At 70.3% G+C, this 20,371-nt stretch carries 18 protein-coding genes and 2 tRNA genes; 12 read left to right on the top strand and 8 right to left on the bottom strand.

The genetic code is table 11. The annotated features are described in order from the left end of the window. Positions 1-72: 72 nt before the first annotated feature. The gene (locus tag WFI00_RS01480) at positions 73-486 is read right to left on the bottom strand and encodes a hypothetical protein (RefSeq protein WP_336631205.1); all 414 of its coding nucleotides are present in this window, start codon (positions 484-486) and stop codon (positions 73-75) included. A gap of 74 nt (positions 487-560) precedes the next feature. Continuing rightward, positions 561-634: transfer RNA gene (locus tag WFI00_RS01485), tRNA-Gly, on the bottom strand. Between the two features lie 95 nt (positions 635-729). On the opposite strand from WFI00_RS01485, the gene WFI00_RS01490 reads away from it, so the two are divergent. The 6 genes from WFI00_RS01490 (at position 730) to WFI00_RS01515 (ending at position 5,889) form a co-directional block, all read left to right on the top strand. Next, positions 730-806, top strand: a tRNA-Pro gene (locus WFI00_RS01490). Positions 807-878: 72 nt separating this feature from the next. Next, complete coding sequence (tig, locus tag WFI00_RS01495; protein WP_336631204.1) at positions 879-2,384, top strand: trigger factor; 1,506 nt, start codon at positions 879-881, stop codon at positions 2,382-2,384. A gap of 160 nt (positions 2,385-2,544) precedes the next feature. Next, positions 2,545-3,138 carry an ATP-dependent Clp protease proteolytic subunit gene (locus tag WFI00_RS01500; RefSeq protein WP_336631203.1) on the top strand — a complete coding sequence of 198 codons (594 nt, stop codon included), beginning with the start codon at positions 2,545-2,547 and terminating at the stop codon, positions 3,136-3,138. A 19-nt stretch (positions 3,139-3,157) separates the two neighbouring features. Beyond that, positions 3,158-3,835: an ATP-dependent Clp protease proteolytic subunit gene (locus tag WFI00_RS01505; RefSeq protein WP_204963514.1), complete on the top strand. Its 678-nt coding sequence runs from the start codon at positions 3,158-3,160 to the stop codon at positions 3,833-3,835. A gap of 172 nt (positions 3,836-4,007) precedes the next feature. Further along, positions 4,008-5,276, top strand: a complete 1,269-nt coding sequence (clpX, locus tag WFI00_RS01510) for an ATP-dependent Clp protease ATP-binding subunit ClpX (protein ID WP_336631202.1) — start codon at positions 4,008-4,010, stop codon at positions 5,274-5,276. 49 nt (positions 5,277-5,325) lie between these two features. Then, positions 5,326-5,889: a dihydrofolate reductase family protein gene (locus WFI00_RS01515; RefSeq protein ID WP_336631201.1), complete on the top strand. Its 564-nt coding sequence runs from the start codon at positions 5,326-5,328 to the stop codon at positions 5,887-5,889. A 25-nt stretch (positions 5,890-5,914) separates the two neighbouring features. On the opposite strand, the gene WFI00_RS01520 is transcribed toward WFI00_RS01515, so the two are convergent. Next, positions 5,915-7,969, bottom strand: a complete 2,055-nt coding sequence (locus WFI00_RS01520; protein WP_336631200.1) for a M3 family metallopeptidase — start codon at positions 7,967-7,969, stop codon at positions 5,915-5,917. A gap of 136 nt (positions 7,970-8,105) precedes the next feature. Between WFI00_RS01520 and WFI00_RS01525 the strand changes: the two genes are divergently transcribed. Both WFI00_RS01525 and WFI00_RS01530 read left to right on the top strand, forming a co-directional pair. Next, positions 8,106-8,756: an ArsR/SmtB family transcription factor gene (locus WFI00_RS01525; RefSeq protein WP_336631199.1), complete on the top strand. Its 651-nt coding sequence runs from the start codon at positions 8,106-8,108 to the stop codon at positions 8,754-8,756. Beyond that, positions 8,753-8,968, top strand: coding sequence for a hypothetical protein (locus tag WFI00_RS01530; protein WP_336631198.1), 216 nt, complete (start codon positions 8,753-8,755; stop codon positions 8,966-8,968). The genes WFI00_RS01525 and WFI00_RS01530 overlap by 4 nt, the downstream gene beginning before the upstream one ends. Before the next feature lie 35 nt (positions 8,969-9,003). Here WFI00_RS01530 and WFI00_RS01535 read toward each other — a convergent pair whose 3' ends face one another. The 5 genes from WFI00_RS01535 to WFI00_RS01555 form a co-directional block, all read right to left on the bottom strand. Then, positions 9,004-9,675, bottom strand: coding sequence for a CPBP family intramembrane glutamic endopeptidase (locus tag WFI00_RS01535; RefSeq protein WP_336631197.1), 672 nt, complete (start codon positions 9,673-9,675; stop codon positions 9,004-9,006). 112 nt (positions 9,676-9,787) lie between these two features. Continuing rightward, the gene (locus WFI00_RS01540; protein ID WP_336631196.1) at positions 9,788-10,036 is read right to left on the bottom strand and encodes a hypothetical protein; all 249 of its coding nucleotides are present in this window, start codon (positions 10,034-10,036) and stop codon (positions 9,788-9,790) included. A gap of 1 nt (position 10,037) precedes the next feature. After that, entirely contained in the window at positions 10,038-12,614 is a 2,577-nt protein-coding gene (valS, locus tag WFI00_RS01545; protein ID WP_336631195.1) for a valine--tRNA ligase, read from the bottom strand. Between the two features lie 218 nt (positions 12,615-12,832). Beyond that, positions 12,833-13,408, bottom strand: a complete 576-nt coding sequence (locus WFI00_RS01550) for a GNAT family N-acetyltransferase (RefSeq protein ID WP_336631194.1) — start codon at positions 13,406-13,408, stop codon at positions 12,833-12,835. Beyond that, positions 13,405-14,064, bottom strand: coding sequence for a pentapeptide repeat-containing protein (locus WFI00_RS01555; RefSeq protein WP_336631193.1), 660 nt, complete (start codon positions 14,062-14,064; stop codon positions 13,405-13,407). Before WFI00_RS01555 ends, WFI00_RS01550 begins: the two co-directional genes overlap by 4 nt. A gap of 284 nt (positions 14,065-14,348) precedes the next feature. On the opposite strand from WFI00_RS01555, the gene ileS reads away from it, so the two are divergent. From ileS to ndk, 4 genes are read left to right on the top strand one after another with little or no spacing between them, the layout of a single operon-like run. Beyond that, on the top strand, positions 14,349-17,738 hold the full coding sequence (gene ileS / locus WFI00_RS01560) for an isoleucine--tRNA ligase (protein WP_336631192.1): 3,390 nt from the start codon (positions 14,349-14,351) through the stop codon (positions 17,736-17,738). After that, a complete protein-coding gene (locus WFI00_RS01565) occupies positions 17,735-19,087 on the top strand; it encodes a bifunctional folylpolyglutamate synthase/dihydrofolate synthase (RefSeq protein WP_336631191.1) in 1,353 nt (450 codons plus the stop codon). Before ileS ends, WFI00_RS01565 begins: the two co-directional genes overlap by 4 nt. After that, entirely contained in the window at positions 19,084-19,554 is a 471-nt protein-coding gene (locus WFI00_RS01570) for a DUF4233 domain-containing protein (RefSeq protein WP_336631190.1), read from the top strand. The genes WFI00_RS01565 and WFI00_RS01570 overlap by 4 nt, the downstream gene beginning before the upstream one ends. 1 nt (position 19,555) lies before the next feature. Beyond that, positions 19,556-19,969: a nucleoside-diphosphate kinase gene (gene ndk, locus WFI00_RS01575; protein ID WP_336631189.1), complete on the top strand. Its 414-nt coding sequence runs from the start codon at positions 19,556-19,558 to the stop codon at positions 19,967-19,969. The last annotated feature ends 402 nt before the right edge of the window (positions 19,970-20,371 follow it).

Consider the following 20,371-nt stretch of genomic DNA (forward strand, 5'->3'; position numbering starts at 1 on the left):
TGCGGATGCCTGTGCCCCAGCTCTCCGCAGATGTGCAGATCTCCGAGGCTGGCGCGAGTGCGACGGTCGGTGTCAGGACCGGGATCGACGCCGGGTGCGCAGGGATGCGGCGAGGAAGAGCAGCCCGACGAGGCCGGCGCCGATCGCGATGACGACGGTCACCGTCACGGGGAAGAAGGTGCCGTCGCGGCCGTCGGAGGTCAGCTGGCCCACCACCGCCGTCGCGCTCAGTGCCAGCAGGGGAATCGCCTGCCCGAAACTCCGCGGGAGCCGGGCGAGCAACGCGCACGCGCCGATGACGCAGCCCGCGCCGAGCCACGGCAGCACGGAGCGGAGATCGTCGGTGCCGCACGTGCTGATCACGCACTCCCACTCGATCGACGAGGCGATCTGCGCGTGCCAGAAGACGAGCGCACAGCCGATGACCGCCAGCAGGATCCCCGTACCGATGCGCACCGCGTCACGGTGGGGCGACGAGGAACTCACGCATCGATCCTAGGCGCGCTGCTCTCGAGCCGCGGATGCCGTGCGAGGCCGATCCGCACGCGGCGGGCACACAGTGGAGGGGATGACGGGAATCGAACCCGCGCCGTCAGTTTGGAAGACTGAAGCTCTACCATTGAGCTACATCCCCGAAGCCGCCTCACGACGGCATCCAGAAGAGTCTACAAGGTCGAGTCGGCTAGACTGACCAACGGCCGTGATTCGGCGCTCGCTTGCGTGCGCGCCCGGGGCGTAGCTCAGCTTGGTAGAGCGCCCGCTTTGGGAGCGGGAGGCCGCAGGTTCAAATCCTGTCGCCCCGACCACCGGCCCCACAGACCCAGACCCACACCCCGGACGCGCCCCTGCGCGACCGAATCAGAGGAGAACGAACAGGCATGGTCACCAGCACCGTCGAGAAGCTCAGCCCCACCCGGGTCAAGCTCCACATCTCGGTCACCCCCGACGAGCTCAAGCCCGCCGTCGCGCACGCGTACGAGCACATCGCTCAGGACATCCAGATCCCCGGCTTCCGCAAGGGCAAGGTGCCCGCGCCGATCATCGACCAGCGCGTCGGCCGGGGAGCGGTCATCGAGCACGCGGTCAGCGAGGGCCTGGACGGATTCTTCCGCGAGGCCGTCACGGCGAACGAGGTGCGCACCGTCGGTCGCCCCTCCGCCGAGGTCGTCGAGTGGCCGAGCGACAAGGACTTCTCCGGTGACCTCAAGGTCGAGGTCGAGGTGGACGTCCGTCCCGAGTTCGAGCTGCCCGAGCTGTCCGGCGTGACCGTCGAGATCGAGCCCGTCGCGACCGACGAGGCCGCGATCGACGCCGAGCTGGACCGTCTGCGCGGCCGCTTCGGCACGCTGGTCACCGTCGACCGCCCCGCGGCGACCGGTGACTTCGTCGAGCTGAACCTCGTCGCCACCATCGACGGCGCCGAGATCGACCGCGCCGAGGGCGTGTCCTACGAGGTCGGCTCCGGCGAGCTGCTCGAGGGCATCGACGAGGCGATCGACTCCCTCACCGCCGGTGAGGACACCACGTTCCGCTCGAAGCTGGTCGGCGGCGACCACGCCGGCGACGAGGCCGAGGTCTCCGTCACGGTGACCGCGGTCAAGGAGCGCGAGCTGCCCGAGGCCGACGACGACTTCGCCCAGATGGCGAGCGAGTTCGACACGATCGCGGAGCTGCGCGAGAGCCTCGCCGAGCGGGTCTCCGAGCAGTCGGTGTACGTGCAGGGCGCCGCCGCGCGCGACAAGCTCGTCGAGGCGCTGATCGAGGCCACCGACATCCCCGTGCCGGCGCAGCTCGTCGAGGATGAGGTGCACGCGCACCTCGAGGGCGAGGGGCGCTTGGAGGACGACGAGCACCGTGCCGAGGTCACCGCGGCTAGCGAGAAGCAGTTCCGCACGCAGATGATCCTCGACAAGCTCGCCGAGGCGCACGACGTGCAGGTCTCGCAGGAGGAGCTCACCCAGTACCTCATCCAGTCGGCGGCCCAGTACGGCATGGCTCCGCAGGAGTTCGTCGAGGCGCTGCAGCAGGGCAACCAGCTCCCGCTCATGGTCGGTGAGGTCGCCCGCAACAAGGCGCTCGCGATCGCGCTCGGCAAGGTCACGGTCGTCGACACCGACGGCAAGGCGGTCGACCTGACCGGCTTCGCCGCCCCGGACGAGGACGAGTCCGCCGAGGACGCCGCCTCCGAGGAGGCACCGGCCGAGGACGCCGCCGCTGAGGCGCCGGCGAAGAAGGCCCCGGCGAAGCGGGCCGCCGCGAAGAAGGCTCCCGCCGCCACGGCCGCGGACGTCGAGGACGCACCGGCCGAGGCCGCGGCGGAGAAGAAGCCCGCACGCAAGCCGGCCGCCAAGAAGGCGCCCGCGAAGAAGGCCGACGCCGAGTAAGACCGTCACGACGAAGGGCCGGATGCCAGCGCATCCGGCCCTTCGTCGTCCTCGTCGTCCGCGCGCCGACACGCGCTCCGCCGACGGCGAACACGGGCGGGGGCGCCCCGCCCGCTCGGTAGATTCATTGGCGTACGGAAACCCGGAATCAGGAGCATCCATGGCTGAACCACTTCTCGCCACGAGCGTCTTCGACAGACTGCTGAAAGACCGCATCATCTGGCTCGGGTCGGAGGTGCGCGACGAGAACGCCAACGAGATCTGCGCGAAGATCCTCCTGCTCGCCGCCGAAGACTCCGAGCGCGACATCTACCTCTACGTGAACTCGCCCGGCGGATCGATCACCGCGGGCATGGCGATCTACGACACGATGCAGTTCGTCCCGAACGACATCGTCACCGTCGGCATCGGCATGGCCGCCTCGATGGGGCAGCTGCTGCTGACCGCGGGCACGAAGGGAAAGCGCTACATCACGCCCAACGCGCGCGTGCTGCTGCACCAGCCGCACGGCGGCTTCGGCGGCACCGCGAGCGACATCCAGACGCAGGCGCAGCTCATCCTCGACATGAAGCGCCGCCTCGCCGAGATCACCGCCGCGCAGACCGGCAAGTCGGTCGAGCAGATCAATGCCGACGGTGACCGCGACCGCTGGTTCACCGCGCAGGAAGCCCTCGAGTACGGCTTCGTCGACCACATCCGCGAGTCGGCCTCCGACGTCGTGGGCGGCGGCGGCACCGAGACCAGCGCGAACTGACCCCGAAGGAGATCGACGAATGAACACCCCCGCCTTCGGCACCCCGCAGGGACTCGCGCTGCCGGGTCTCATGCCGCAGAGCCGCTACATCCTCCCTCAGTTCGAGGAGCGCACGGCGTACGGCTACAAGCGCCAGGACCCGTACAACAAGCTGTTCGAAGATCGCGTGATCTTCCTCGGCGTGCAGGTCGACGACGCGTCGGCCGACGACGTCATGGCGCAGCTGCTCGTCCTGGAGTCGCAGGACCCGGATCGCGACATCATCATGTACATCAACTCGCCCGGCGGCTCGTTCACGGCCATGACGGCGATCTACGACACGATGCAGTACGTCTCGCCGCAGATCCAGACGGTCGTGCTCGGGCAGGCCGCGTCGGCCGCCTCCGTGCTGCTGGCCGCCGGCGCCCCGGGCAAGCGTCTCGCGCTGCCCAACGCCCGGATCCTCATCCACCAGCCCGCGGTCGGCGAGGCCGGCCACGGACAGGCCTCCGACATCGAGATCCAGGCGGCGGAGATCCTCCGCATGCGCACCTGGCTCGAGGAGACGATGGCGCGTCACACCAACCGGACGCAGGAGCAGGTCAACAAGGACATCGACCGCGACAAGATCCTGTCGGCGAACGAGGCGCTCGAGTACGGCATCGTCGACCAGGTGCTGACCTCGCGCAAGCGTCAGCCGGCCGCGATCACGTCCTGACCCGACACATCGCACGACGGGGCCCCGCCGCCCGGAGCACGCTCCGGATGACGGGTCCCCGTCGCGTCTCGACCGGTCACGCGTCCACAACGAACGACTCAATCCGCCGAAGTGTCGGCGGTTGCGGTTAGGCTCGAAGAGCATCCTGAGAGGTCCCTGGAGGAGGAGCGTCATGGCTCGCATCGGTGAGAGCGCCGACCTGTTCAAATGCTCCTTCTGCGGCAAGAGCCAGAAGCAGGTGCAGCAGCTGATCGCCGGTCCCGGCGTGTACATCTGCGACGAGTGCGTCGAACTGTGCAACGAGATCATCGAAGAGCGCATGGCCGAGGCCGGAGACGGCGCCGTCGCCGACTTCGACCTGCCGAAGCCGCGCGAGATCTTCGCGTTCCTCGAGGAGTACGTCGTCGGGCAGGACTCCGCGAAGAAGGCGCTGTCCGTCGCCGTCTACAACCACTACAAGCGCGTGCGCGCGCACGGCACTCTGCAGCCGGCCGAACAGCGCGCCGACGAGGTCGAGATCGCCAAGAGCAACATCCTGCTCCTCGGTCCGACCGGCTGCGGTAAGACGTACCTCGCGCAGACTCTCGCGAAGCGTCTGAACGTGCCGTTCGCCGTCGCGGACGCGACCGCGCTCACCGAGGCGGGCTACGTCGGCGAGGACGTCGAGAACATCCTCCTGAAGCTCCTGCAGGCCGCCGACTTCGACGTCAAGCGTGCGGAGACCGGCATCATCTACATCGACGAGGTCGACAAGATCGCCCGCAAGGCCGAGAACCCCTCCATCACGCGCGACGTGTCGGGTGAGGGCGTGCAGCAGGCGCTCCTGAAGATCCTCGAGGGCACGGTCGCCTCCGTCCCGCCGCAGGGCGGTCGCAAGCACCCGCACCAGGAGTTCATCCAGATCGACACGACGAACGTGCTGTTCATCGTCGCCGGCGCGTTCGCCGGTCTCGAGGACATCATCTCGTCGCGCGTCGGCAAGCACGGCGTGGGGTTCGGCGCTCCGCTGCAGGACAAGGGCAACGAGCTCGACCTCTTCAGCGAGGTCGAGCCCGAAGACTTGCACAAGTTCGGCCTGATCCCGGAGTTCATCGGCCGGCTGCCGGTCGTCACCTCGGTCGCGCCGCTCGACCAGACAGCCCTGATCGAGATCCTCACCGGTCCGAAGAACGCGTTCGTGAAGCAGTACCAGCGCATGTTCGAGCTCGACGGTGCGCAACTGGAGTTCGAGGACGACGCCCTGCGCGCCGTCGCCGACCTCGCCGTGGCGCGCAAGACGGGCGCCCGGGGCCTCCGTGCCATCCTCGAGGACGTGCTCGGTCCGATCATGTTCGAGATCCCCTCGATGGAGGACGTCGCGAAGGTGATCGTCACCCGCGCCGCCGTCACCGACGGTGCCGAGCCCACCCTCGTCCTGGAGCGCAAGCGCAAGAGCGCCTGACCTGCACCCCACCGGTGCTCTGTCGGAGGCCCGGCGTAGCGTGTGGGGTATGCCACGCATCGTCTTCGACACCGCCGTCTCGCTCAACGGGTGGATCGCCGATGAGCACAACTCCCTCGATTGGCTGCTCGCCCTCGACGTGCCGGAGGACCCGGACGTCGCCCTGCTGCCGGATGCCGGGGTGATGGTCGAGGGCTCGACCACCTACGAGTGGGTGCTCGAGCACGAGGATCTTCTCGCCCAGCCGGAGAAGTGGCGCGAGTTCTACGGCGATCGGCCCACGTTCGTCTTCACGACGCGCGACCTGCCGGTGCCCGACGGCGCCGACGTCCGCTTCGTGTCGGGCCCGGTCCGCGAGGCGCTCCCCGCCATCCGCGATGCCGCTGGCGACCGCGACATCTGGATCGTGGGCGGGGGAGACCTCGCGGGTCAGTTCCTGGACGCCGGAGTCCTCGACGAGATCGCCGTGTCCATCGCGCCGGTGCTGCTCGCCGGCGGCGCACCGCTCCTGCCCCGACGCCGCGAGGCGGAGGGGCTCCGGCTCGTGTCGGCGAGGGCCGTCGGACCGTTCGCGCGGCTCGTCTACGAGGTCGTTCGCCCTCGCGACGCCTGACCGGTCGCCGATCGCGTCGGGTGCGTCAGTCGTCGCCGAGACCTCGTCGCTTCAGGAGCGGGGCGATGTCGGCGTCGCGGCCGCGGAAGTCGCGGTAGGCGGCGAGCGGATCGGTCGATCCGCCGACACCCAGCAGGCGCTCGCGGAAGCGCTGTCCGTTCGCGCGGTCGAGGCCGCCGTTCTCGCGGAACCACTCCACGGTGTCGGCGTCGAGGACCTCGCTCCAGATGTACGAGTAGTACCCCGCGCTGTAGCCGCCGGAGAACACGTGGGCGAAGTACGTCGAGGAGTACCGCGGCGGAACGACGGGGTTGTCGAGTCCGATGTCGGCGAGAGCGGATGCCTCGAACGACTCGACGTCGATCTCGCCGGCGGCCGCCGCGGCATCCAGGGTGTGCCATGCCTGGTCGATCCACGCCGCCGCGAGGTACTCGCTGGTGGCGTACCCCTGGTTGAAGGCTTCGGAGGCGAGGAGCTTGTCGACCACGTCGGCGGGAAGCGGCTCGTCGGTGTCGATGTGCCGTGCGTAGGCGGCGAGCACCTCCGGCCAGAGGATCCACATCTCGTTCACCTGACTGGGGAACTCGACGAAGTCCCGGAAGACCGCCGTGCCGGCGAAATGCGGATACGTCACGTGGGCGAACAGCCCGTGCAGCGCGTGGCCGAACTCGTGGAAGAGCGTGGTCACCTCGTCGAGCGTCAGCAGGGTCGGCTCGCCCGGCGCAGGCTGGGGCACATTCAGGTTGTTCACCACGATCGGCGCCGTCCCGCGCAGCTCCGACTGGGCGACGATCGAGTTCATCCACGCGCCGCCGCGCTTGGTGTCACGGGTGTAGAGGTCGAGGACGAACAGTCCGAGCGGGGCGCCGTCCTCCTCGCGCACCTCGAAGACGCGCGCGTCCGCGTGGTAGGCGCGCAGGTCGTCGCGCTCGACGAAGGTGATGCCGTACAGCTCCGTCGCCGCCCGGAAGACGCCGTCGCGGAGGACCCGTTCCGCTTCGAACCACGGGCGCAGCGCCGTCCGGTCGAGGTCGTAGGCGGCCGCGCGCACCCGCTCGGTCGAGAACGCCCAGTCGTGCGCCTCGAGGGGGAACGGCTCCGGCGACTCGTCGACGATCGCCTGCAGCGCAGCCTGCTCGCGGCGCGCGTTCGCGGCGGCCGGAGCGGCGAGCCGGCGCAACAGCGCCTCGACCGCCTCGGCGGAACCGGCGGTCTCGTCGCTCGTCACATACGCGGCGTGGCTCGTGTGCCCGAGGAGCGCGGCGCGCTCGGCACGCAGCCGCACGATCTCGCGCAGGACGCCGCGGTTGTCATGCGCACCGCCGCGGATGCCGCGTGCGCGGGAGGCGTCCATCAGCCGCTTCCGGCTGTCGCGGCTCGTGAGGCTGGAGAGGTACGGATGCCCCGTGAACAGCGTCAGAGTGATCACGTAGCGGCCGGGGAGACCCCGGTCATCCGCGGCCCGTGCCGCCGCCGAGAGCTCTCCCGTCGTGAGGCCGTCGAGCTCGGCGGCATCCTCGAAGACGACGGCGAGGTCGTTGGTGTCCGCCAGGAGGTTCTTCTCGAACGTCGTCGTGAGCACCGACAGGCGCTGGTTCAGGTCGGACAGACGTGCCTTCTGCGCGTCGTCGAGTGCCGCTCCCGCGTGGGTCATCTCGCGGTGGCGCCGCTCGACGAGGTAGCGCTCCTCCGGCGAGAGGTCGAGGTCGTCGAGACTCTCGTGCAGGTGCGTGATGCGGGCGTAGAGCGCGCCGTCGAGCTGGATGGCGTCGTGGTGGGCCGACATGAGCGGGGCGAGGCGCTCGTCGATCTCCTGGATCTCCTCGGTGGCGTCGGCCGATGACACCGTGTAGAAGGTGCGGGCGACGCGGTCGAGCAGCTCGCCCGAACGCTCGAGAGCGACCATGGTGTTGGCGAAGGTCGGCATCGAGCGCACGCGGGTGATCGCGTCGATCTCGCCGCGGTGCGAGGCGAACGCCGCCTCGAAGGCGGGCAGGTAGTGCTCCGGTCGGATCGCCGCGTAGTCCGGGAGGCCGAACGGCAGGGGTGAGGGGGAGAGCAGCGGGTTCTCGTCGACCATGAGACCAGCCTAGGCGCCGAGGACGGACGCCCTGGGGCAGGGGCTACGGGACCGGCGGGATGCAGCGAGCGGTGAGCACCGGATCGGATGCAAAGAATTGCTTGCAAAGAATACTTTGCATTGCTAGAGTCGAGCCATGACCGAGTCACCGCGAACCTCCGACACCCGCGATGCGGGCGCGGAGCAGGATCGCTCTCTCGATGCCGGTGCGCTCAAGGCGCTCGCGCATCCGTTGCGCGTGCGCATCTACGACCTGCTCAGTCAGTACGGCCCTCAGACGGCCAGCTCGCTCGCCGAGCAGCTGGGGGAGTCGAGCGGTGCGACGAGCTATCACCTCCGGGCCCTCGCGAAGCACGACCTCATCCGCGAGGTCGCCGGTCGAGGCACCGCGCGGGAGCGCTGGTGGGAGCGCCCCCGAGGTGCGGTGACGATCTCCACGCCGGACGCCTTGCGGACTCCGTCGGGGCGTGCCGCCTCGCAGATCGTCGTCACCGAGACCTATCGCCAGCGCCACGAACAGCTCATGCGGTTCATCGAGCGGTCCATGCGCGAGGACCGCATCGAGGATGCCGCGGAACTCGCCACGGCCAACGCGCGGCTGACCCGCGAGCAGTTCGAGAAGCTGTCCTCGGACATCATGGCGCTCGTCGGCGACGCCGTGCGGGCCTACCGCGATCAGGAGGGCGAGGACGTGCGTCCCTACCTCATCCGGCTCGACATGTTCCCGATCGACGGCACCGCTCCCGGCGCCCAGCTCGCCACCGACACGAACGAGGGAGACCGATGATGGCCCTCGTCCACGCCCCTCGGATCACTCCGACCCGCGCCGAACGGATCGCCCTCGCCGTCTCGACGGCGATCGCCGGGTGGGCGGTGCGACGGATGGATGCCCGCTCGGAGCGACTCACGGCCCTCGCGCGGCGTCTCGAGAACGACGAGAGCCTGCGTGCGGAACGGGACGCGCAGCGCGCCCGCGCGTATCTGCTCGGGCTGCGCTGACGGCACGTCGCGGCCGCTGCGGTCGGTCCCGGCTCTCAGGAGAGCGAGCCGGCGATGACCGCAAGGGAGAAGTCGTAGAGCGCGTGGGCGACGATGAGCGACAGCAGCGAGCATCCGGGCAGCCAGATCCGCCCGGCGGCCAAGACGGCGCCGATGCCCGTCGTCACCGCGACCTGCGCCCAACTGCCCGACAGCGGCAGGTGCGACAGCCCGAAGAGCGCAGAGGAGATCGCGAGTGCCGCGACCGGGGAGCGCAGGGCGACCGTCAGGCGACCCAGCAGATAGCCGCGGAAGAGGAGCTCCTCACCGGTGCCCACGACGACCGCGGACAGCGCCGCGAAGATGAGGGTGTTGCCCGATCCGACGATGTCCGCGGGGTCGACGCCGACGGCCACCGGGATACCCACGACCAGGATGAGCAGCGCTGCGGCGAGCGCTGCGCCGATGGCGACCTGGCGCCCGCTCCGGGCGCGCGAGAATCCGAGACCGAGCTTGGAGAGGCCGTCCAGGCGATGCGCGCCGAGGGTGAGCGCGGCCATCGCGGCGTAGAGCCCGAGGAAGACGGCGATCCTCGCCGGGGGCGAGGCGGCCATCCCGAAGAGCAGCGGCGCGAGGCTCATGACGACCGCGACGGCGACAGCGACGAGCACGGTCCCGACGACCGCGCGCCGGCGCGCCGCCCTCGATGTCAGAAGCATCGGGCTCATGTCCCCACGCTAGACACACGCGCGGCCGAGCCTCCCACCGAACAGCCGTCGATAAGGCGCGGGCGTCGCACCGGCACGCCGGCCCGCGGCACGGAGCGCCGCCCCGCTCGGGTCAGGCGAACTCGTCCTCGTCGTCGTGGCGCACCGTGACGACGCCGTCGGCACCTTGCTCGACGATGACACCGGTGTCAAGCTCGGCGATCGGCCGCCCCTCGAGGAAGGTCAGCGTCCAGCGCGGGCGCGGCTGACCGAGGTCGTCGTCGGGGAGTGCCCGATCGACGGCCGCGATCTGCGGGCGAAGAGCGTCGGGAACGGCCTGGGGCGGCTCGTCGCCGCTGGCCCACCGGGTTCCGAGTCTCATGTCACGCCTCCGGTGCCAGCTCGACGGTCTGCACGGCGAGGGCGTCGGCTCCGCCGTTCATCTCGAGCTGCGCGATCCGTCCCACCGCCTTGAGGTCGCCCTCGGCGAGTGTGAGCCTCGCCACCGCGGCATCCGGCGCCGCCAGCACGAGACGCGCGACGGGCGTCTTCTGCGAGGCCTTCGCCTCGGTCTTCGCTCGGCGGATGCCGATGAGCGCGGCGCTCACCGCCGTCAGGACCTCGGGGTCACCGTCGAAGCCGAGCGGCTCCGGCCACGCGGCGGTGTGGATCGAGCCGTCCTCGAACCACGACCACGCCTCCTCCGTCGCGAAGGCGAGGACGGGAGCGAGGAGGCGCAGGAGCGTCGAGAGCGCGAGGCGCAGCGCGAGCGCCGCCGAGGCCTGGCCCGCGTCGGTCTGGTTGTAGGCGCGCTCCTTGACGAGTTCGAGGTAGTCGTCGCAGAACGTCCAGAAGAACGCCTCCGTGATCTCCAGCGCTCGCGCGTGGTCGTACGCCTCGAACGCCGCCGTCGCGTCGCGGACGACCCGGTCGAGCGTCGCGAGCATCGCGGCGTCGAGGGCATGGGTGACCTCGGCGCCCTCAGGCACGGGGAAGGAGAGCACGAACTTGGCCGCGTTCAGCACCTTGATCGCGAGGCGCCGGCCGATCTTCACCTGGGTCGGGTTCTGCGGGTCGAAGGCGGCGTCGGCGCCGAGTCGACTGGATGCCGACCAGTAGCGCACCGCGTCGGTGCCGTGCTGGTCGAGGATGTCGGCCGGAGTGACGACGTTGCCCTTCGACTTCGACATCTTCTTGCGGTCGGGGTCGACGATGAAGCCGCTGACGGCGGCGTCGGTCCACGGCGCGCGATCGTCTTCGAGGGCGGAGCGCACCATGGTCGAGAAGAGCCACGTGCGGATGATGTCCTGGCCCTGCGGGCGCAGGTCGAACGGGGCGACGAGGTTCCACAGCTCATCGTCGCGCTGCCAGCCGCCGGCCAGCTGGGGGGTGAGCGAAGAGGTCGCCCAGGTGTCGAAGATGTCCTTCTCGCCCTCGAAGCCGCCCGGCACGCCGCGCTGCGCCTCGTCGAAGCCGGGGGCGGGGTCGGTCGTGGGGTCGACCGGCAGCGAGGCGGTGTCGGCCGTGATCACGCCGCCCTCGATCCGGTCGCCGTTCTCGTCGAGGGGATACCAGACCGGGATCGGCACGCCGAAGAAACGCTGGCGGCTGATCAGCCAGTCGCCCGTGAGGCCGTTCGTCCAGTTCTCGTAGCGCACCCGCATGAAGTCGGGATGCCAGTCCATGGCCTGGCCGAGCTCGATGAGCTTGTCGCGGAAGGCGGCGTCGCGGGCGCCGTTGCGCAGATACCACTGGCGCGTGGACACGATCTCGAGGGCCCGATCGCCCTTCTCGTAGAACTTCACCGGGTGGCTGAACGGCTTCGACACCTCGAGCAGCTCGCCCGAGGCCTGCAGCAGCTCGACCATCTTCTTCTTGGCGCTGAACACGGTGAGCCCGGCGATCTCCGCGTAGGCGGCGGTCGCGGCATCCGTCTCGAGCGCCTCCGGTGCGTCGGGAAGCACGCGACCGTCCTGGCCCAGGATCGTGCGGTTGGGGAGGTCCAGCTCGCGCCACCAGATGATGTCGGTCACGTCGCCGAAGGTGCAGACCATGGCGATGCCGGATCCCTTGTCCTGTTGCGCGAGGTGATGGGCGAGCACCGGCACCTCGACGTCGAAGATCGGGGTGCGCACGGTCTGCCCGAAGTACGACTGGTAGCGCTCGTCGTCGGGGTTCGCGACGAGGGCGACGCAGGCGGCGAGGAGCTCGGGCCGGGTCGTCTCGATGTGGATGTCGCCCGAACCGTCGGTCTTGTGGAATGCGAGGCGGTGGTAACTCGCCTGCTGCTCGCGGTCCTCGAGCTCGGCCTGCGCGATCGCGGAGCGGAAGTCGATGTCCCACAGGGTCGGCGCCATGGCCTGGTACGCCTCGCCGCGCTCGAGGTTGCGCAGGAACGCGAGCTGGCTCGTCCGGATCGTGTCGTCGGAGATGGTGCGGTAGGTCTGGGTCCAGTCGACGGAGAGGCCGAGCTGGCGGAAGACGTCCTCGAACGCCTTCTCGTCCTCGAGGGTCAGTTCCTCGCAGAGCTCGATGAAGTTGCGGCGGCTGATCGGCACCTGGTCGGCCGGCTTGAGGCTCTTCGCGTCGCCGTGGAACGGGGGCGTGAAGTCGGGGTCGTACGGGAGCGAGGTGTCGCAGCGCACGCCGTAGTAGTTCTGCACGCGGCGCTCGGTCGGCAGGCCGTTGTCGTCCCAGCCCATCGGGTAGAACACCGTCTTGCCGCGCATGCGCTCGAAGCGCGCCTTCACGTCGGTGTGCGTGTAGCTGAAGACGTGGCCGATGTGCAGACTGCCGGAGGCGGTCGGCGGGGGAGTGTCGATGGAGAAGACGCCGGCTCGGCCGGTGGCCTTCGCCGCGTCACGGTCGAACAGATACGTTCCGGCCGCGCTCCACGCGGCATCCCACTTCTGCTCGAGGCCTTCCAGGGCGGGCTTGTCGGGAATCTGCGCGTTCGACATCGGTATCTCCTCGAGCGATATGTGCGGCACTGTGTGAGCGTGCCTGAGTGTGGGTGCCGCCCAGTCTACCGTCGCCCCGCCCCCGCCCGCCTCTCCGCGCCTCCCCGCGCCCCCGCCCGCCCCTCCCCGCCCCGCGGGCCCGCGCCCACACCCCGCCGAGTGTCCAGAACACGCGGCGCGGGATGCCGGCGGGGCCGCGCGTCGTGGACACTCGGCAGTCAGGACGGGGGTGAGGCGGACGGGGGCGAGGCGGACGAGGGCGAGGCGGTCGGGGAGGGGGAGGGCGGGCGGGGGATCGCGAACGCGAGGTGCGGCATGTCCACGCCGCGATAGTGCGTCGTGAAGGCACGGCGGACCGTCATCCCGAGACGGATCGCGACGTTCATGGATGCCACGTTGGTGGAGCGCACCTTCGCGTAGACCACGTCGGTCTGCAGGGTGCGAAACGCCCAGTCCCGGCACGCGGCAGCGGCTTCGACCGCGTATCCCCGATGCCAATGGTCGCGCTGGAACAGATACCCGACCTCGATGACCTCGTCCTCGTCGATGCGCTGCCGGGTGATGCCGCACTGCCCGATCATCTCGCCGGTCTCGCGGAGGACGGCGGCCCAGAGACCGAAGCCGTCTCGGCGATAGCTCTCCTGCATCCGGCGCAGCCACGCGAGCGACTCGGCGTCGGAGAAGGCCCCATCGTACGCGGCCATCGCGACCGGATCGTGGAGGATCCGCCGCAGCGCGGGGAGGTCGGCATCGGTCATCTCGCGCAGATCCAGGCGCGCGGTCGTGACGATCACGACGCCAGCCGGATGCCGAGCGCCTGGGCGAACGTCGCGGCATGCATCTCGGCCTGGCGCTCGTCGATCCACGCACCCGCGAGAGAGCGGGCGTCGGTGAACGCGCCGGCCTCCAGCCCGCGCAGATCCAGGTCCCCCGCGCGTAGACCACGGGTGTCGACCTCGTCGGCCCGGCACTGCTCGAACGACACCCGCGACAGGCGCGCCTCGGGGATGTCGACGGTTCCGAACCGGCAGTCGACGAAGAGGACGTCGGCGAGCTCGGCGGAGGCGAGGTTCAGGTAGTCCACGTGCACGCCGCGCACCGCGACGCTGTCCCATCGGGCGCGGGATGCGTCGATCGTCGCGATCCGTCCGCCGCTGATCTCGACGTTGCGCCACGTGCCGTCGCGAGCGATCATCTCGACCGCGCGGAGCTCGACCACCGCGACGTCGACGAGGCTCGCGCCGGTCAGGTCCAGGCGCCCGACGGATGCCGGGGCCACCCGGGCCTCGGCGATGTGGGAATGCGGCGCGTCGACCTCGCCGGAGAGGTCGAGGATCTCGACGCCCAGGAGGTCAGCGCGGGCTTCCACACGGGAGACCCGCTCCAGCGACGTGGGCAGATCGGGTGCGCCGATCCGGGGAGCCACGGGGCGCGTGGGGCGAGCGACCATGTGTCGAGCCTAGGCGGCGCTCCCGCTCCCCGCACGGCGCCTGCGCGCACGCCCACCGGCCCCGTCGCAGCCGGTATGATGGGCCGATCGGCATCGATCCGGCCATCACCGGGGAGCTCGTGGAAGAACGGCGGGAGACCGCCCGGTAGAACCGCGCGGGGCAGGCCCGTCACAGCCGCAGCACGAGAGGTCGGCCGGGACGCCCGCGGTCGACAAGCGGGGTGGTACCGCGGTCGCACGATCGTCCTCGCAGGAGCACGACACAACGCACCTGCTGGAGTGACATGACCTACCCCCGACCTTCCGCCTCGGCCTTCGGACCGGCGGCCGATGCCGTCGCGCCGAGCCCGCGCTTCCCCGAGATCGAACGCGATGTGCTCGCCTTCTGGGCGAGCGACGACACGTTCCGGGCGTCCATCTCCCGGCGCGACGGCGCAGACGAATGGGTGTTCTACGACGGCCCCCCGTTCGCGAACGGCCTCCCGCACTACGGTCACCTCCTGACCGGATATGCCAAGGACCTCTTCCCGCGCTTCCAGACGATGCGCGGCAAGAAGGTCGACCGTGTCTTCGGGTGGGACACGCACGGCCTCCCCGCCGAGCTCGAGGCGATGAAACAGCTCGGGATCACCGAGAAGAGCGAGATCGAGGACATGGGGATCGCCGCCTTCAACGCGAAGGCGCGCGAGTCCGTGCTCGAGTACACGCAGCAGTGGGAGGACTACGTCACCCGCCAGGCCCGGTGGGTCGACTTCGAGCGCGGATACAAGACGCTCGACACCGGGTACATGGAGTCGGTGTTGTGGGCGTTCTCGACCCTGTGGGACAAGGGTCTCGCCTACGAGGGCCATCGCGTGCTGCCGTACTGCTGGCGCGACGAGACGCCCCTGTCCAACCACGAGCTGCGCATGGACGACGACGTCTACAAGATGCGCCAGGATCCCTCGGTCACCGTCACGTTCCCGCTCGTCGGCGTGAAGGCGGAGACGCTGGGTCTCACCGGCGTCCGCGCCCTCGCCTGGACGACGACCCCGTGGACCCTGCCGACCAACCTCGCGCTCGCCGTCGGTCCCGAGATCGAGTACGTCGTCGTGCCCGGCGGCCCCCGCGGAGCCGCCGACGTCCACGAGGACGCCGCGGAGGGCGAGGCGCACCGCTACCTGCTGGCGTCCGACCTGCTCGCCGGCTACGCGAAGGACCTCGGCTACGAGAGCGCCGCCGAGGCGGCCGAGGCCGTCGAGCGCACCCTGCGCGGCGCAGAGCTCCAAGACGTGCACTACGACCGTCTCTTCGACTACTACGCGGACGCCGAGGTGTGGGGGACAGGCACCGCGTGGCGCATCCTCGTCGACGACTACGTCACGACCACCGACGGCACCGGCATCGTGCACCAGGCACCCGCCTACGGTGAGGACGACCAGCGGGTCACGGCGGCCGCGGGCATCCCGCTCATCATGAGCCTCGACGACGGCGGAAAGTTCCTCCCGCAGGTCACGGATGTCGCGGGCGAGCTCTGGATGAACGCGAACCGTCCCCTCATCCGGCTGCTGAAAGCCGAGGGTCGGCTGCTCCGCGAGGCGAGCTACGAGCACTCCTACCCGCACTGCTGGCGGTGCCGGAACCCCCTCATCTACAAGGCGGTCTCGAGCTGGTTCGTGCGCGTCACGGATATCAAGGACGACCTCCTCGCGGCGAACGAGCAGATCACCTGGGCTCCGGAGAACGTCAAGCACGGCCAGTTCGGCAAGTGGCTCGACGGCGCCCGCGACTGGTCGATCAGCCGGAACCGGTTCTGGGGGTCGCCCATCCCGGTGTGGAAGAGCGACGACCCCGAGTTCCCGCGCGTCGACGTGTACGGCTCCCTCGCCGACCTCGAGCGCGACTTCGGCCGACTCCCGCGCAACGAGGCGGGCGAGGTCGACCTGCACCGCCCGTACATCGACGACCTCACGCGGCCGAACCCCGACGATCCCTCCGGACGCGCCACGATGCGCCGCATCGAGGACGTCTTCGACGTCTGGTTCGACTCGGGATCCATGCCGTACGCGCAGGTGCACTACCCGTTCGAGAACCAGGAGTGGTTCGACGCCCATGCCCCGGCGGACTTCATCGTCGAGTACATCGGCCAGACGCGCGGCTGGTTCTACGTCATGCACGTGCTCTCGGTCGCCCTGTTCGGCCGCCCGGCGTTCTCCGGAGTCGCGTGCCACGGCATCGTGCTCGGCAGCGACGGGCAGAAGATGTCGAAGTCGCTGCGCAACTACCCGGATGTCAGCGAGGTCTTCGACCGCGACGGGTCGGATGCCATGCGCTGGTTCCTCATGGCATCCTCGGTGCTGCGAGGCGGCAACCTCGTCGTCACCGAGGAGGGGATCCGCGCGGGCGTCCGCGAGTTCCTCCTGCCGCTGTGGAACACGTGGTACTTCTTCGCGACCTACGCCAACGCCGCGGGCGGACCCGACGGTGCGGGCTACCAGGCTCGCCGGCGCACGGATTCGACGGACGTGCTCGACCGCTACATCCTGGCGCTCACCGGCGACCTCGTGCGCGACGTCGCCGCCGACCTCGAGGCGCTGGATTCCACGACCGCCGCCGCGCGTCTGCGCGACTTCGCCGAGGCGCTGACCAACTGGTACATCCGCCGGTCGCGCGACCGGTTCTGGGTGGGGGTGTCGGACGATCCGACGTCCACCGAGGCATTCGACACGCTCTACACGGTGCTCGAGACCCTCACGCGCGTCGCGGCGCCGCTCCTTCCCCTCGTCTCCGAGCGGGTCTGGCAGGGGCTCACCGGCGGACGCAGCGTGCACCTCGAGGACTGGCCCGACGCGAGCGAGTTCCCGGCGTCCCCCGAGATCCGCACGGCGATGGACGCCGTCCGCGAGGTGTCGTCCGTCGCCAACGCGCTGCGCAAGAAGGAGGGCAAGCGCGTGCGCCTGCCGCTGCCCGCCCTCACCGTCGCCGTCGCGGATGCCGCCTCGCTCGAGCAGTTCGAGGACATCGTGCGCGACGAGCTGAACGTCAAGGAGGTGCGCCTGATCGAGCTGGGCGAGGGCCTCGCCGAGCAGTACGGCATCAGTCAGCGGCTCGCGGTCAACGCCCGCGCCGCCGGACCGCGCCTGGGCAAGCAGGTGCAGCACGTGATCGCGGGTGCGCGCGCAGGCCTCTGGGAAGTGGTGGACGGCACGGTCGTCGTCGACGGCGTCGCACTGGAGGAGGGGGAGTACGACCTCACCCTCGAGGCCGGCGGCGTCGCGGACGGGACGGCGATCGCTCTGCTGAGCGACGGAGGATTCCTGCTGCTCGACACGACGACGACCCCCGAGCTCGAAGCCGAGGGCCTGGCGCGCGATGTCATCCGCGCCGTGCAGGACACGCGGAAGGCGGCGGGCTTCGAGGTCAGCGACCGCATCCGGCTGCAGCTGCTGTTCGCCGCGTCCGAGGACGCGCAGGCCGTCGCATCAGCGTTCGCCGCCGCGGACATCGCGGGCGAGACGCTCGCCCTCGACTACGCCGTCGTCGGCCCGGGTGGCGAGACGCTGCTGGGCGAAGGGTCGGTGCTCGCCTCCGCCCAGACCATCGACGCCGATCACACGGCCGTCGTCGCGGCGGGGACGTACGCGAACACCGGCGACGTCACGGTCGCGGTCAGCCGGATCGAGGTGGGGTCATGAGCGCGCGCGACCGCGCAGACGCCGTCTACGCCGCCCTGCTGACCCGCCAGGGAGAGCAGTGGGTGCAGCCGCGCGTCGAGCGGACGCGGCGCGTGCTGGAGCTTCTCGACGACCCGCAGCGCACCTATCGCGTCATCCACGTCACCGGCACCAATGGCAAGACCTCGACCGCGCGCCTCGCGGAGTCGATCGTGCGCGCGCACGGGCTGCGGACGGGACTGTTCACGAGCCCGCACCTGGAGCGGTTCACCGAGCGCATCATGATCGACGGCGAGCCGATCGAGGACGCCCTCATCGCGGATGCCTGGGACGAGATCGAACCGTTCGTCGACCTGGTCGACGCGGAGCTGGACGCATCCGGCGACGCGCCGCTGACCTTCTTCGAGCTGCTGACGGTGCTGGCGTTCGTCGCCTTCGCCGACGCCCCCGTCGACGTCGCCGTGATCGAGGTCGGCATGGGCGGGGCGTGGGACTCCACCAACACCGCCGACGGCGACGTCGCCGTCTTCGCCCCGATCGACCTAGACCACGCGGACAAGCTCGGGGCGACCGTGCGGGAGATCGCGACCGTCAAGTCGGGCATCATCAAGTCGGGCGCCGCCGTCGTGTCGGCAGAGCAGGATCCGGCAGCGCTGACGGTGCTGCAGGATACCGCGGCGTCGCAGGACGCCTCGTTCGCCGTCGAGGGCGCGCAGTTCGGCCTCACCGAACAGAAGCTCGCCGTCGGAGGGCAGCAGATCAGCGTGCGCGGGCTCGCGGGCACGTACGACGACCTGTATCTCCCCCTGTACGGTGCGCACCAGGGTCACAACGCGGCGCTCGCGATCGTCGCCGTCGAATCGTTGATCGGGGGAGCTGACAAGGCTCTCGCGCCCGACGTGCTCGCCGACGGGCTCGCCCAGGTGACCTCTCCGGGACGCCTGCAGCTCGTGGGAGTAGCCCCGACGGTGCTGGTGGACAGCGCCCACAACCCGCACGGAGCTCGTGCTCTGGTGTCGGCGCTGAGCGACTCGTTCGATTTCGACGAGTGGGGAGTGGTGCTGGGCGCCTTCGGCGACAAGGACATCGCCGGCATCGTCTCGACGATCGCCCCTGCGGCGACGCACGTGTTCGCGACGTCCCCCGCCTCCGAGCGAGCCGCCGACGCGGACGCCCTCGCCGACCTGGTCGAAGCCGCGGGGGGAGCCGTGACGGTGCATCCCGATCTGGCCGACGCCGCCGAGGCCGCCCGCGCGTGGGCATCCTCGTCGGACCGTCGGGCGGTCGTGATCGCCGGGAGCGTCGTGCTCGCCGGTGAGGCCCTGCAGCTCGCTGCGGAGGAGGACTGGAAGGACGGGTGGCGAGGATGACCGGACCCACCAGCCCCGGGGGGACCGAGGGGGCCGGGGGGTCGGGCGCCCTCGGCGGATCCGTGGCTTCCGGCCGGGCCAGGCGTGCCCGTCGCCCGCGTCGTCCGCGGGGCGCGGCGGAGTCGCTCGCGTCTGTCGTGCTCGGGTTCGAGTCGATCATCGTGTTCCTGGGCGGACTCGTCGTCTACGGGCTCGGAGCTCTCCCGGAGGGCATCCCGGACGTCTGGGGGATCGTGGCGGGCAGCGTGCTCGCGGTCGCGATGATCGCCACGACCGGCGTGCTCCGGCACCGCTGGGGGATCGCGCTCGGATGGGTGTGGCAGGTGCTCGTCGCGCTCGGCGCGTTCCTCGTGCCCGCTCTCGTCCTCGTCGCGCTCATTTTCGGTGCGATGTACGCGTATGCGACGATCAAGGGCGGAGCGCTCGACCGCCGCAACGCGGCGCGCGCCGCAACGAACGGAGACTGACATGCCCACGGAAGAGACCCTCGTCCTCGTCAAGCCCGACGGGGTCGCCCGAGGCCTCACCGGCGCGATCCTCGCCCGGATCGAGGCGAAGGGGTACGCCCTCGTCGACATCAAGCTCGTGGAGCCGGAGCGCGAGCTGCTCGAGCAGCACTACGCTGAGCACGCAGGCAAGCCGTTCTACGAGCCGCTGCTCGAGTTCATGCTGTCCGGCCCGTCGGTGGCGATCCGCCTCGCCGGCAACCGCGTCATCGAGGGGTTCCGATCCCTCGCCGGCACCACGGACCCCACCACGGCCGCGCCCGGGACCATCCGAGGCGACTTCGGTCGCGACTGGGGTGCGAAGGTGCAGCAGAACCTCGTGCACGGCAGCGACAGCCCGGAGTCGGCCGCCCGCGAACTCGCGATCTGGTTCTGACGCCCGCCCCGCGCGGGGTCGCGGGGCGTGGCTTGCGGGGCGTGTGGCTTGCGGGGCGTGTGGCTTGCGGGGCGTGTGGTTTTCGGGGCGTGTGGCCCGCGTGTTCGGGGTCGCGTGTGGTCGGCGGCCCGCGTGTTCGGGGTCGCGTGTGGTCGGTGCGGATGCCTGGAGGCAGCCTTTGGCGACCCCGAACCTGCTGAGGCTGTCACCGCGTAAGTGAGGGCGCCGTGGGGCGAGGGGCAGTCGCCGGCTCGGGGGTCGACGTCGAGGCGGGTGGGTTGCGGCATCCAGCCCCTGTTCGTCACGTTCGGGGTCGCATGTGGCGTGCGGGGCGTGTGGCTTTCATGTTTGGGGTCGCGTGTGGTCGGTGGCCTGCGTGTTCGGGGTCGCGTGTGGTCGGTG

The organism is Microbacterium sp. MMO-56, from assembly GCF_037146215.1.
In the GTDB taxonomy this organism is placed as follows: domain Bacteria; phylum Actinomycetota; class Actinomycetes; order Actinomycetales; family Microbacteriaceae; genus Microbacterium.

Bases quoted from the DNA above. Each gene is read 5' to 3' on its own strand.
- WFI00_RS01520 (WP_336631200.1), bottom strand. From the start codon at position 7,969: ATGGTCGACGAGAACCCGCTGCTCTCCCCCTCACCCCTGCCGTTCGGC.
- WFI00_RS01525 (WP_336631199.1), top strand. From the start codon at position 8,106: ATGACCGAGTCACCGCGAACCTCCGACACCCGCGATGCGGGCGCGGAG.
- WFI00_RS01530 (WP_336631198.1), top strand. From the start codon at position 8,753: ATGATGGCCCTCGTCCACGCCCCTCGGATCACTCCGACCCGCGCCGAA.
- ileS (WP_336631192.1), top strand. From the start codon at position 14,349: ATGACCTACCCCCGACCTTCCGCCTCGGCCTTCGGACCGGCGGCCGAT.
- WFI00_RS01570 (WP_336631190.1), top strand. From the start codon at position 19,084: ATGACCGGACCCACCAGCCCCGGGGGGACCGAGGGGGCCGGGGGGTCG.
- WFI00_RS01500 (WP_336631203.1), top strand. From the start codon at position 2,545: ATGGCTGAACCACTTCTCGCCACGAGCGTCTTCGACAGACTGCTGAAA.
- tig (WP_336631204.1), top strand. From the start codon at position 879: ATGGTCACCAGCACCGTCGAGAAGCTCAGCCCCACCCGGGTCAAGCTC.
- WFI00_RS01565 (WP_336631191.1), top strand. From the start codon at position 17,735: ATGAGCGCGCGCGACCGCGCAGACGCCGTCTACGCCGCCCTGCTGACC.
- clpX (WP_336631202.1), top strand. From the start codon at position 4,008: ATGGCTCGCATCGGTGAGAGCGCCGACCTGTTCAAATGCTCCTTCTGC.
- WFI00_RS01505 (WP_204963514.1), top strand. From the start codon at position 3,158: ATGAACACCCCCGCCTTCGGCACCCCGCAGGGACTCGCGCTGCCGGGT.
- WFI00_RS01540 (WP_336631196.1), bottom strand. From the start codon at position 10,036: ATGAGACTCGGAACCCGGTGGGCCAGCGGCGACGAGCCGCCCCAGGCC.
- WFI00_RS01515 (WP_336631201.1), top strand. From the start codon at position 5,326: ATGCCACGCATCGTCTTCGACACCGCCGTCTCGCTCAACGGGTGGATC.
- WFI00_RS01555 (WP_336631193.1), bottom strand. From the start codon at position 14,064: ATGGTCGCTCGCCCCACGCGCCCCGTGGCTCCCCGGATCGGCGCACCC.
- ndk (WP_336631189.1), top strand. From the start codon at position 19,556: ATGCCCACGGAAGAGACCCTCGTCCTCGTCAAGCCCGACGGGGTCGCC.
- WFI00_RS01535 (WP_336631197.1), bottom strand. From the start codon at position 9,675: ATGAGCCCGATGCTTCTGACATCGAGGGCGGCGCGCCGGCGCGCGGTC.
- valS (WP_336631195.1), bottom strand. From the start codon at position 12,614: ATGTCGAACGCGCAGATTCCCGACAAGCCCGCCCTGGAAGGCCTCGAG.